Raw genomic sequence first — 12,414 nt, 5'->3', positions numbered from 1 at the left:
GGAGCCACCGGTGCAGCAGGAACTAATGGAGTGGACGGAGCAACAGGCCCGGCGGGCGCCACAGGAGCCACCGGTGCTCAAGGCCCGATAGGTTTAACCGGCGCTGCAGGTGCTACTGGCGCACAAGGTCCGATAGGTTTAACAGGTGCCACCGGCGCAGCGGGAGCAGACGGAGCAACAGGTCCGGCAGGTGCTACCGGTGCTACCGGTGCAACAGGCGCAACCGGTCCGCAAGGCGGAATTGGCTTAATTGTAGATGGTACCAATACCACAGTTTCAGGTTCAGGTACAGCAGCAGATCCGTATAAAATAAATACGCCTTCAGCACCAGCCACGACCGTTTCAAATACTTCCACAGCAAATAATTTAACAACCACCGTAAATGGAGTGACCGGAGCGGCTGTACCGATGGTGAATAGCAATGTTTTAGCTAATACAAATGGTAATTTGATATCTACTGTAAATGGTGTGGCATCAGCATCTGTACCCGTATTGATTTCTGCCAATAACGGTTTAACTGCTACCAATGGCAACACACAATTAGGTGGCGCATTAATCAAGCCAACAACAGTAACAACCGATGCCACAAACACGCTTGCTTTATCGGGTTTGCAAACAGGCGCAGGTACCGAAAATATAGTGGTTGCAGATGCAACAACAGGTGTTTTAAAAACATTGTCGCAATCAAGTTTAGCCGTTGAACCATGGGATGTGCAGAGCACAACCACAAAAGCTACACTAAATACCCAGAATATTTTTATGACGGGAGGGGTAGCAATTGGACGAAACTCGTTTTTTGGAGGTGTGGGTACTGCAGGTACTGCTGGTGCCGGTAATGAAATGCTTTCTGTAAACGGATCGATCGTTACCAACTCCAGTCTTTATGCCGATTACGTGTTCCAGGATTATTTTGATGGCGCATCAAAAATTAATAAGGATTACAAATTTATAAGCTTAAACGAGGTAGCTGATTTTATAAAAACAAAGAAGCATTTGCCTGGCGTTACGCCTATTGAAGATCTCAAGAAAATGCCTGATGGTGGTTATGCAGTTGATATGACCAAGTTATCAATACAGTCATTAGAGAAATTGGAAGAGCTTTACCTCTATGTAATCGATCAGCAAAAGAAAATTGATGGTAAAGACAAGGAAATCGAATCGCTTAAAAAATCACAGGAGCAAATGAATGAGCGTTTGGAAAGACTTGAAAAACTATTGCTTGATAAAAACGAAAATAAGGTGAAAGCTGAAAAATAAAGCTTGTTAGTTTTTGAAAGAAACTAGCATGATTGAATAAATGAATTGACCCTACTATACCCATGAACTATGAAAAATAGAAGAACAGACTTACGCAAAGCGATGGCGCAACATGTTGGTTAGCAGGTTTGTAAACGAAATAGCAAAAAAATGATGACGAACCCTAAGCACATATATATAGTATTCCTGCTGTTGTTTTGGGCTTTGCAACTCAAGGCTCAAAACGGCGCGGGAAGCATGACGGTTGATAATTCTACAGTAAATGTTGTTGCCGGGACAACGGAGCAACGTTTTTCTGAAGGTAGTTATTTTGGACCTAATGCCAACTGGGTAATTGACGGAACGCTTGATATTTGGAGCAAAAATGTTTGGATAGCGCCAGGCGCAACGTTCAGCGGAAGTGGTCGCATCGTCATTCATAATCCGGGCACTAACCCGTTTTATACAAGTATGCGTTCGGGGCCAACCAATATCGACGGCAATAATGGCAATTTTATAAACCTGCTGATAGAGCATCAGAATAACAGCGATCTGATTTTAAGCGATATAAGTGATCCTGGTTATGGCACTACAAATGCAAGCGGCGAATCATCGGCTGCATTAAATATAGCAGGAACACTCGATTTGGCTGTTGACCATGCCAATGTGATACTTAACGGACATAACCTGGCCTTTAATACCAGTGGAAAGATAGAAAACTACGGTCAAAACCGGATGGTATCTACAGGCAACAGCACTGATGGACATATGGTTAAAGAATATGCAGATAACTCAGCATTTGTATTCCCGGTTGGTATTGATGAAGGCGATTACACACCAGCCACATTAACACCGCAATCGGCCGGGAAATTATATGTTAGCGTACAGGATTACAGGGCTTCGCTTACAACTGGTTTTAGCCCTAAACAAGGTATGGACAGGAGCTGGCATATTTATTCATCAGCCCCGGCAAAAGTAAATATGACGTTACAGCATAACGTTAGTACTGACGGCTCATTGTTTAAAGAGGCAAATGCCGCAATTTCTCAGTATAACGGGGGTACAAAATGGAATTACTATAAAACCATAAATACCGCGGTTGGTGTTCATACCAGCAATGATGTGGATTTAATAGCAAACCTTTTGGGCAATGGGGTATGGTTCACTAAATACGCTGTGAACGCATTAAATATACCAAACGTATTTACGCCAAACGGTGATGGCAATAATGACACCTTTGAGATACGGGGATTGGAACTGTTTGCAGAGAACGATATGATTATTGTTAACCGCTGGGGCAATGAAGTATTTAAGCAAACCAATTATAAAAACACATGGACAGGTGATGGCTTAAACGAAGGGACTTATTATTACATATTACGGGTTAAGGAACATGCCGGTGACGAATGGCAGGTATATAAAGGCTATATAACCCTAATAAGAGCATTTACCCGATAATGTATGATGAGATCAGGGAAGAAGTATTGTGTTATTGTTGTAAAAACAGGCATTAAAATGAAAAAGATTTTACTAGCGTTATTGGTGGTATTGGCAGGGGTACAAATAGGTAAAGCCCAGCAGGATGCACAGTTTAGCCAATATATGTTTAACGGAATTTACATTAACCCTGCATATGCAGGGTACAGAGAGCAACTGAATGTACAGGGCTTTTATCGTAACCAGTGGACGGGAATGCCCGGAGCGCCGCAAACAGAATCGCTGGCTATAGATGCTATTGCAAATGATAACCGGGTTGGCTTGGCGCTTCAATTATCGAATGACCGCCTTGGGGCACAGAGTAACATAGCAGCCTATGGAAATTATGCTTATCGTATCCAGATGAATGCTGATGGAAGCGCCCGGCTGGCGTTTGGTCTTGGTGTTGGCATTGTGCAGTTCGGTATAGATGGTTCAAAGTTGTACGCTAACGACCCTGAACCTTACTTGCCTACTGGCATCCAAAGCAAAATTATGGCCGACGCACGGACAGGTGTTTATTATGCCGATGATAAATATTATGCAGGGCTTTCTGCTGATAACCTGGTTTCGCAATTTTATAAAATACCCAACTCTTCATTGATTCCACAACCCAAACCGCATTATTATTTAACGGCGGGCATGCTTTTACCCCTATCAGAGGACATTCAGTTGAAACCGTCATTCCTTATAAAAGATGACCGCGCGGGGCCAACAAGTTTAGATGTGAATGCATTCCTTTTATTAAAGGCAAAAGTATGGATAGGCTGTTCTTACCGTACGGGAGTGAAATTATATAACAAGAGCTATTTGCAGAAGGGTTTGTCGCAGGCAAACTCAATTGTAGTGGCAGCCCAGATTTTCTCTGCCCAGAACTTCCGCATAGGATATGCTTATGACATATCTGTAGGACCATTGCAGGGATACAGTGGTGGAACGCATGAAATATCGATAGGATATTTCTTTGAAAAAAAGGATTCAAGAATGTTGACTCCAAGGTATTTTTAAGAGTGATAAAATTTATCCAGATGAAGCGATATTTACCCACATTTTTAGCTGTACTATTATCAGTAGCTTTTTTTGCGCCTGTAAAAGCTCAATATATTATCAAAGCGGCTGATGCAAAATATGAGCTATTCGATTATATTAAAGCGATTGATTTGTATGAGCAGGCTTATCGGAAAAAGCAAACATTCCATGCTGCCGAACGCCTGGCATTATGCTATTCATACATACAAAATTATAAAGAAACCGAAAGCTGGTACGCTATTGCCACGGGCATGCCCGGCAGCATGCCTGATGATCTGTTGAATTATGCAAAGGCCCTGCAGAATAATGCCAAGTATAACGAAGCCAAGGTAGCATACCTGAAATATGCCGAGCTTAACAAACAGGTTACACCCGCACAAAAAACAATATGGATCTTATCATGCGATTCTGCCGCTATATGGATGAAAACGCCACGGCATGTAATTATCAATAACCTGAAAACAATAAATACTGCAAAATCAGACTGGGGGGCCGCCGCTTATGGCAGCAATATTGTTTTTGCCTCAGACAGGAATGATTCAACATCGTACGTAAATAGTATACAAAAAACCGGCCGTCCATTTTTAAAATTCGATGGCGGGCATGTACCCGGCAAAACTATTTACGGATGGACAGGGAACAGCTACCTGCGTCTATATCAACAAAACAGCAAATCAGGCGATATAAGCTATTTTCCGGTAACCGTAAAAACAGATTATCATGTGGGGCCGGCAAGCTTTACCGGCAATGGGAATGAGCTATATTTTACGCTTACGCGGATCCCCAAAAAATCTGAATATGACAGAAAGGGTAAGCTGGTAACCATTAATGTTGAAATATACAGCTGCAAAAAAGACAGCGCCGGCAACTGGGCTGTTGCTACAGCATTTAAATATAATAAGGTAGGTGAGTATTCTGTGGGCGACCCCTGCATCAGTAAAGATGGAAAAACGCTGTATTTTACATCGAACATGCCAGGTGGAAAAGGCGGAATGGATATTTATTACTGCAAAAGAAATGATACCGGTGATTGGAACGCCCCGGTTAACTTAGCCGCAATTAACACATCCGGTAATGAACGTACCCCCCATTTTGACGATGATAATAACTTTTATTTCAGCAGCGATGGCCTTATTGGCATGGGTGGACTCGATATTTTTAAAACGACAACGGTTAACGGAAGTTTTTCCACCCCTGTGAATTTGGGTTACCCGCTAAACTCGCCTCAAGATGATTTTGCATACAACTTTGACAGCTCGACTACAGGATATTTTTCATCGAACAGACCGAATGGGCTGGGCAGCGATGATATTTACAGCTTTAACACGCCAAAGCCAATAGTACTGGTATTTAAGCTGGAAGGTACTGCCTATGATAAGGATACTCATCAACCGCTTTCCAATACCATTATTTCGCTCACTAAACTTAATGGTATGCCACTAAAAGTACAAACGGATACAGACGGGAGGTTTAAATTCGATTTGGATACCAATTCTACCTATAACCTAACGGGCGAGAAAACCGGGTTCCGGGGCGATGCTGCCAGCGCAAGTACGGTAAACCTCACAACCTCAACCGTAATAAGAAAAGACCTTTATCTTGAAAAGATAGAATTGAACAAGGAGATTGTTCTGAAAAATATTTACTACAATTTCGATAAATCCAATATCCGCCCAGACGCCTCAATAGAGCTTGATAAACTTGTTAAAATATTAAATGACAACCCGACTATATGGATTGAACTTGGTTCGCACACTGATAGTCGCGGCAGCGACCAATACAACATGGCTTTATCGCAAAGACGTGCCGATGCGGCTGTAAAATATATAATTGACAGGGGCATCAATAAAAATCGCATCACGGCAAAAGGCTATGGTGAAACACGCCTGGTGAACGGATGCAGTAACGGGGTTAGCTGTACTATAGAGCAGCACCAGGCGAACAGGAGAACGGAATTTCATATTGTTAAATATTAATGTGGGGTGGTTTATAAGGGTTTGCGCAAATGCGCCGGCTCAAATTGACAGGCCGCCCGATTAGTTAACCGGGGATGCAAGGTACTTTATACAATTTTATGATGATACACAATACTATCAGGCAGGCAGACGAAATAAAATACGAAACCCGACCTGTACTAAAAACCCGCAAATTCTCAACTATACAGGTTGAAATTTTTGAGCATGTGTTGCTGTCAGGAAAAACCAACCAGGTTTTGAATGTTCAATTCGGGTATACACGAAGGTCGCACGCAGTGGTGGACCATTCGAAAAAGGTAATGTATAAGCTGCTGGCTTTTGAAAATTTGTCGAGGAGTGAATACCAGGAAAGGATAACTTATCCCCGGCAATATAGCTTCTGGTGGAATAGCCTGTTAAAGAAGCATAAGCAAAGAATGCTGGAAATGGCAATAGAAACAGCATATTATCTGCAGGCGTAAGAATAGCTGCGGGCATTTTTGAGAGTCGTTCCTGAATGTTATTTTCAAAATAATTATAATATCCGGTTAAAAGAAAGAAAAACTTAGTCTGAAGTAAACAATACTAACATAAAAAAATAAAAACACCAACAAAATGAATGTACAACGCATCTGCAAAATAGCTATTATTATAACAGGACTCTTCCTTACCTGCAATAGCCTTTATGCGCAAACCGGCAACACTGGCATCGGCACCTACACACCGGGTAGTACACTTACAGTGAACGGTTCTTTTGCCGCTACGTACAAAAATATTACCGCCACAACATACACTCTGGTGGCCAGCGACTACTACCTGGCATGGAATGGCAGTTCTGCCGGTACCGTTACATTACCTGCTGCTATCTCAGGGTCAGGCAATTTTAGTGGCCGGGTGTATCATATTAAAAACACCAGCACAAGCAGTGCGCTAACCATAGTAGCCAATGGCAGTGAACTTATGGACGACCAGAGCGGGCCGGGCGTTGCCAGTATAACACTACCTGCGGGTTTTTATGGTATGTTTATCTCTAAGGGCGCTACAAGTGGCGTTACCTGGGAAGTAGCCATTGTAGGCAGCAGTGTTACAGCATTTGCAAATAACTGGACTCCTTACACAGGAACATTAGTTAATCCTTTTACAGGATCTACAGGTGCTTCAGGCTTGGCTACAGGAATTTCAGTGACAGTCCCGGCAAAAGGCTGGTATTTTTTCCGTTGTGGCGTTACAATTAATTCAGATTGTAACGATTATTTCTTTTATATAAACGGAATTGGAGATGTCTGGAGAAGCTATTGCGGATCTGCTACCGCGGTTATTTTTATCCCCAGAGATCAAAACCGTGTATTATATTTCGCAACACCAGGAACCTACACAGTGTTAGCCGGTAAAACTAATGGCGTAATTCCAGCTGGTTATAACATTGGTAATCCTGCTTTTTATTTGGATTTTGTAAAGTTCCAAAATTAATGAAGTATAAACCTTTTATTATGGGATTTTTTTTTAATTCTGTGACTGCATTAAATAATACACCGTTCTATTCACTGTCTTAAAAAACAAATAAACAATCCCAGCATAAAAAATTAAAATCCTTACAAAAATGAAAGTACAACACATCTGCAAAACAGCGATTATTTTAACAGGATTCTTCCTTGCCTGCAGCAGCTTGTATGCGCAAACCGGCAACACTGGCATCGGCACGTACACTCCGGGTAGTAAACTTACCGTAAACGGATCGTTTGCGGCTACGTACAAGAATGTTAGTGCCAGCGGGACCGTAGGCGCTAACGATTTTTATGATGCTTATAATGGCAGCAGTAATGGTACGCTTACGCTGCCCGCAGCCATAAGTGGGGCGGGCAATTTCTCAGGGAGGATGTATCATTTCAAGAATACTGGAACAGCAATACTGACGGTGGCGGCCAACGGAGCCGAACTGATCGATAACCAAAGCGGTGCCGGTGTAGCTTCGGTCGATGTACCAGCGGGATATTATGCATTTTTTATAAACAAGGGCACCACCACAGGAACAACCTGGGAACTGGTACTGTTGTCAAGCTCTAACAGTGTTCCTGCAGCGGCATCCACTTATCCGTTTTCAGCGGTGCCTACCAGTACGCGGCAAACATGTACAGCTTCTCCATCGCTTTCAATTAAAAACGAAATCACTTATCCGCAGGGAACCGTAATTAATACAGGCAACGTATTGAATACCGCCAACGGACGATTCACTGCCCCTACCAGCGGCTTTTATATGTTTTACGGATGTACACAATTTGACAATAGTTCTGTGGCTGGTAGTCCCAGTTTTGGGTCTGTTACTTTGTACTTGATAAAGAACTTTGGAGGGTCCGCTACTGCACTCGTTCAAAACTTTCAATCCAATCCGGTAACTTTCGAAGGTTTGAATACGTCTTGCGTCACGTTTCTGAATGCAGGTGAAACTGTAAGTATGGCCGCAACAGCCGCAGTGAGCAGTGGCAGTTCTTTTCAGGTAGTTGTCAGCTCACTCTACGGTTACAAAATTGCTAATTGAACTTGATCTATGTCATTAATTAATATTGTGGTAAAGCCACCGATTCAGGTATAAGGCGGGCCTTCTTTATTCGTGTTTGCTGCCTATAAACTAAACCTTAATACAGACTTAGAAAAGAAAAACGATTACTTAACTTCAAACCCCTTCAAAACATGAAACGAATAGCATTGTGCTTAAAACTGTACTGCTAATTGAACCTTCAGGTAATTTCTGAAGGCTTTTTTATTTCCTAAGCAGGTCAGGAATAGAAATTGGGAAAAGTTATTTTTTAGCAGTATTTTTAACCGGTAATAATACTTCGCACTGACAGACAAATGATAAATTTTAGATTCATTCCGGTCATGCCACACCCTTTACTCAACCGGTACGTTGCCAAAATGTATGTGTTCGAGAGTAGCGGCCGCCTTCCCGCGATGGATAGAAAACTGATCGTCCCAAATGCAAATTTTAAATTAACGCTTACCTATCGTAACGGGATTGTGGCCGGCATCGGCGATAAGACCTTTATTCAAGCTGAAAATAAACTGAGTTTAGCGGGCCTGATCGATTCGCCTGTCATCCTTGATTCACATGAAGATGCACAGACCGGCACGATAATCATCGAGTTTAACCCACTCGGCGCGTATCGTTTTTTTCATTTATCGTATGCTGAGGTCAAAAATCAAATTGTGGATTTGGCGGATCTGATCGGCAACCACGCCGAAAAACTTCAATCACAACTTGTTGAAACAAATTCTATAGCCGTCAAATTGGAGCTCCTACAAAGCTTTTTGATCAAACAGCTGGAGAAAACGGTGACTGACCCGATCTATGATTATTGTATCGGTAGAATATTGGGTACTGATGGTCTTCTGACTGTTACACAACTTGAAAAGGAAACTGGTTATAGTTCGCGCTGGCTTCATGCAAAATTTTCAGAACACCTGGGTACGGGGCCAAAAAACCTTTCCGAAATAACCAGGTTTAAGCAATTTTACCAGGCATTCTCCGCCGGTGCTAATTATCAGAGCCTAAAGGAACAAATTTATCATCATTACCACGACCAATCCCATTTCATCAGGGCATTTAAAAGGTTCACTGGATCTACCCTAACTGACCTTCAAAACAGCATGAACGAACTCGCTACCAAACATTATACAAGCTGACTTCCGATTCGTACAATACTTAAAGTTGCTGTCGACCGATCTTTGTTTAAAAATTAAATGAAATGGAAAAGAACGATTTTAACAGCAGCATCTCTGCAAAAATCAGCGCAGACGAGGCAATCAAAAAGATCAGCAATGTACCAGGATGGTGGGGAGTAACTTTTAGCGGGAACTCCGAAAAACAAGACGATCAATTTATAATAAAGATGGGAGGTGACTCTTTCTTTAACTTTACCGTAACGGAATTAATTCCCGGTAAAAGGCTTGTTTGGTTAGTTACTGACTGCAATATGCCCTGGTATTCTGATAAAAAGGAATGGGCTAACACCAAATTAATTTTTGAACTCAATGAAAACAATGGCGTAACAGATCTGAATTTTACGCACGAAGGCCTTACGCCGAACGTTGAGTGTTACAAGGACTGTGAGCCAGGTTGGACCCATTGGATAAAAACAAGTTTATTTTCCTATTTGACTACAGGGAAAGGCGATTTTAAGCAACCACGCAATTGAACTCATTTCCGGCTGTTTAGTTTTCGATAAGAAAATTAAAAATCCTCCAACAAAAAACGCCCCTTTCTCAAATCAGGGGCGTTTTTTGAAAGATATTGTCAAATTATTAATTTATAGCCTGACTATCTATAAATTTAAAATTTAGCGCCTAAACTTACGCCATACGTTTTGGGGTTACCCAGGTGCGATGCGCCAAAATCATAAGCGTAATCAATATATTTTTTGTTGGCCAGGTTACGTCCCCATAAAAAGAGGTCGAAGTTTTTGGTGCTTACACCAATACGGGCATTAAATAAGCTGTAAGCTTTTTGTTCTATCTGGTTGGCCAGGTCAAAATATTGATTGCCAAGGTAACGCCATTCTCCGCGGGCTATTAATTGGGCATTTTGCGGTCCGCCAAGCCCGTAAGCATATTGCAGAGCCAGCATAGAAGTTACTTCAGGTGTATATACCTGGTGGTTGCCTTTTAGGTTTACTGCGTTACCATTACTGGCTACTAGCAGGTCGGTATAACGGGCATGGGTATAGCCAAAATTATAATCAAGATCCAATCCTTTTAAAAGGGTTGCGGCTAATTCGGCCTCAATCCCCTTGCTGTTTAGCTTACCTGCATTTTTGGTAACTGTAATGGCATCCGGTAATACCAGTGTTGGCACCTGCGCATTATTAACTAGTGTGTAAAATGCCGAAATATTTAAGCGGAGCCTCCTATGTAAAAACGAGTTTTTTGAGCCTATCTCGTAGTTGTCACTATATTCCGGCTTGTAAGCATAAAGTGGCGGCTGTGACGGATCAGAGCCTAACTGGCTAATGCCGCCTGCGCGGAAACCTCTGCTGTAGGTTGCAAACAGGTTGTTATTTTCTGTTAGATGATAAGCAATGGTTAGCTTTGGCGTGAATGCCCTGAAATTTGCTTTTGATGAAGTATCGGCCTGGGTGATCATAGCATCTCCGCCATCTGGCTGAAATTCGCCTTTAACTTCTTCTTTTTTGTGCTCTATATCATATCTCAAACCGGCTGTGAGATCCCATTTTGGGTTAATCGTATAAACTACCTGCCCAAATGCTGCTGCACCGTAATTACGCTCAATATTGGTATTAATGCTGGTGAAATTACTTATAGGCGAACCTACTTGCGCTGCATCAGCGCCAAAATGTGTACCAGTTTTTGTTGGGCTGTAACGGTAAAATCCATAAAGCCCTGCAGTCCATTTCAAAGGCGATTGTGAAGATGCAGGTGAACTTAACCTGAATTCCTGTGTACCAACTTTTACTTTGTTCCAGTTCCCGCCATAATTATTGATCAGTGATACTGCATCAAGAGGAGAGAAGTCACCGTCAATCGGGTCGGTATAATACCTGTAGTTTTCCTGGTATGAGCTAACCGAGGTGAAGTTGAAATTGCTGCCTGTATAATTTGCAGATAAGGACGCGTTAAAAATGTTATCGATCATTTTTGTAGTGGCATTCTGGTTAACCTTAAACGGATTGCTTAATGCCTCAGCCGGACTGCTTGCCAGTTGGAACGGCCCGTTATTGCGGTTTTCGTAATTCTTAACGTTAAGAGTAAGCGTAAGTTTCTGGCTAGCTAAAAACTTAAGATAATAGTTGCCTAAAAAAAAGTGCTGCTTATCAAATTTAGTATTGTTAAATTCATTGGTATAGAAACCGTTAAAGCCTGAATAAACACCGGCTACACCTAAAAATAACTTGTCCTTAATTAAGGGGGCGCGTAAGCCAAGGCTATACCGTTGTTCTCCGTAATTGCCAAATTCCATCTCCGCAAAGCCACTTGTTTGGTTTGATGGTTGTTTGGTTATTACATTAATTACACCACCCATGGCATTCCGGCCATATAAAGTGCCTTGCGGCCCGCGTAAAACTTCTATCCTTTCCACATCAAAAAGCTGTGGGATGTAGGTATCCAGGCTAAACTGGTTTACACCGTCAATATAGGTTGTTACAGCCGGGTCATACGATGTTGTTACAATGCCCCTTACCCCGGTAACGTTGCGGTTATCGCCCGGGCCTGCGGAATATAAATTTGGCACTATACCTGTAATTTCTTTAAGATTTTGCAAATGGTAAGCCTGCACTTGCTTTGCCGAAAGCGTTGAAATGCTTACAGGCACCTGCTGCACTTCTTCTTCTCTTTTTTGTGCAGTTACAACAACTTCATCCAATTGGTTGCTTACATCCTTAAGCTTAATATTAAATAGCATGCCTTTGCCACTCACATTAATTGTTGTGTTGCGTTCTGCATAAGCCACATTGCTGACGTGCATAATATAATTACCAGCCGGAATTTTGTTTATTCTGAATTCGCCTTTTGCATTACTTACCGTGGTGTAATTGGTGTTTAGTAATGTTACGGTGACGCCGGCTACCGGTTGGGATTGTGTGTTGGTAATAACACCCGAAATATCAGTAAGATTTTGTGCGAAAGCTGAACAATATATGATCAGCATAAAAAATAATGGGAATAGTTTTTTCATTAAGTATAGGTACAAATGTTCAAATGTGCG

10 protein-coding genes are annotated in these 12,414 nt (G+C 42.0%); 9 read left to right on the top strand and 1 reads right to left on the bottom strand.

Going from position 1 to position 12,414, the window contains the following annotated elements:
- From BUE31_RS31620 to BUE31_RS25880, 9 genes are all read left to right on the top strand, one after another.
- On the top strand, nt 1–1,257 hold a 1,257-nt coding region (locus BUE31_RS31620; protein ID WP_410504026.1), incomplete at its 5' end, for a collagen-like protein.
- A gap of 150 nt (nt 1,258–1,407) precedes the next feature.
- Nucleotides 1,408–2,694: a gliding motility-associated C-terminal domain-containing protein gene (locus BUE31_RS25915; protein WP_083620333.1), complete on the top strand. Its 1,287-nt coding sequence runs from the start codon at nt 1,408–1,410 to the stop codon at nt 2,692–2,694.
- Nucleotides 2,695–2,751: 57 nt separating this feature from the next.
- Entirely contained in the window at nt 2,752–3,720 is a 969-nt protein-coding gene (locus BUE31_RS25910) for a PorP/SprF family type IX secretion system membrane protein (protein WP_073406784.1), read from the top strand.
- Nucleotides 3,721–3,740: 20 nt separating this feature from the next.
- A complete protein-coding gene (locus BUE31_RS25905) occupies nt 3,741–5,717 on the top strand; it encodes an OmpA family protein (RefSeq protein WP_073406766.1) in 1,977 nt (658 codons plus the stop codon).
- 98 nt (nt 5,718–5,815) lie between these two features.
- Nucleotides 5,816–6,178 carry a hypothetical protein gene (locus BUE31_RS25900; RefSeq protein WP_143167260.1) on the top strand — a complete coding sequence of 121 codons (363 nt, stop codon included), beginning with the start codon at nt 5,816–5,818 and terminating at the stop codon, nt 6,176–6,178.
- A 133-nt stretch (nt 6,179–6,311) separates the two neighbouring features.
- A complete protein-coding gene (locus BUE31_RS25895; protein WP_073406764.1) occupies nt 6,312–7,166 on the top strand; it encodes a hypothetical protein in 855 nt (284 codons plus the stop codon).
- A gap of 130 nt (nt 7,167–7,296) precedes the next feature.
- Nucleotides 7,297–8,232 carry a hypothetical protein gene (locus BUE31_RS25890; protein WP_073406763.1) on the top strand — a complete coding sequence of 312 codons (936 nt, stop codon included), beginning with the start codon at nt 7,297–7,299 and terminating at the stop codon, nt 8,230–8,232.
- A 341-nt stretch (nt 8,233–8,573) separates the two neighbouring features.
- Nucleotides 8,574–9,377 (top strand): helix-turn-helix domain-containing protein, encoded by an 804-nt coding sequence (locus BUE31_RS25885; RefSeq protein WP_159440747.1) that lies wholly within the window; start codon nt 8,574–8,576, stop codon nt 9,375–9,377.
- A 62-nt stretch (nt 9,378–9,439) separates the two neighbouring features.
- The gene (locus BUE31_RS25880; protein ID WP_073406761.1) at nt 9,440–9,889 is read left to right on the top strand and encodes an SRPBCC family protein; all 450 of its coding nucleotides are present in this window, start codon (nt 9,440–9,442) and stop codon (nt 9,887–9,889) included.
- A gap of 134 nt (nt 9,890–10,023) precedes the next feature.
- Here the strand turns inward: BUE31_RS25880 and BUE31_RS25875 are convergent, their stop codons facing one another.
- Nucleotides 10,024–12,384: a TonB-dependent receptor gene (locus BUE31_RS25875; RefSeq protein WP_073406760.1), complete on the bottom strand. Its 2,361-nt coding sequence runs from the start codon at nt 12,382–12,384 to the stop codon at nt 10,024–10,026.
- Between the last annotated feature and the right edge of the window lie 30 nt (nt 12,385–12,414).

The sequence above is a fragment of the Mucilaginibacter sp. OK098 genome, assembly GCF_900142915.1.
Taxonomy (GTDB): Bacteria; Bacteroidota; Bacteroidia; order Sphingobacteriales; family Sphingobacteriaceae; genus Mucilaginibacter.
Note: the sequence above shows the minus strand (reverse complement) of the source record. Positions and strands in the feature narration are given on the sequence as shown.

Coding starts and splice junctions, on each gene's coding strand:
- BUE31_RS25915 (WP_083620333.1), top strand. CDS start 1,408: ATGATGACGAACCCTAAGCACATATATATAGTATTCCTGCTGTTGTTT.
- BUE31_RS25910 (WP_073406784.1), top strand. CDS start 2,752: ATGAAAAAGATTTTACTAGCGTTATTGGTGGTATTGGCAGGGGTACAA.
- BUE31_RS25905 (WP_073406766.1), top strand. CDS start 3,741: ATGAAGCGATATTTACCCACATTTTTAGCTGTACTATTATCAGTAGCT.
- BUE31_RS25900 (WP_143167260.1), top strand. CDS start 5,816: ATGATGATACACAATACTATCAGGCAGGCAGACGAAATAAAATACGAA.
- BUE31_RS25895 (WP_073406764.1), top strand. CDS start 6,312: ATGAATGTACAACGCATCTGCAAAATAGCTATTATTATAACAGGACTC.
- BUE31_RS25890 (WP_073406763.1), top strand. CDS start 7,297: ATGAAAGTACAACACATCTGCAAAACAGCGATTATTTTAACAGGATTC.
- BUE31_RS25885 (WP_159440747.1), top strand. CDS start 8,574: ATGCCACACCCTTTACTCAACCGGTACGTTGCCAAAATGTATGTGTTC.
- BUE31_RS25880 (WP_073406761.1), top strand. CDS start 9,440: ATGGAAAAGAACGATTTTAACAGCAGCATCTCTGCAAAAATCAGCGCA.
- BUE31_RS25875 (WP_073406760.1), bottom strand. CDS start 12,384: ATGAAAAAACTATTCCCATTATTTTTTATGCTGATCATATATTGTTCA.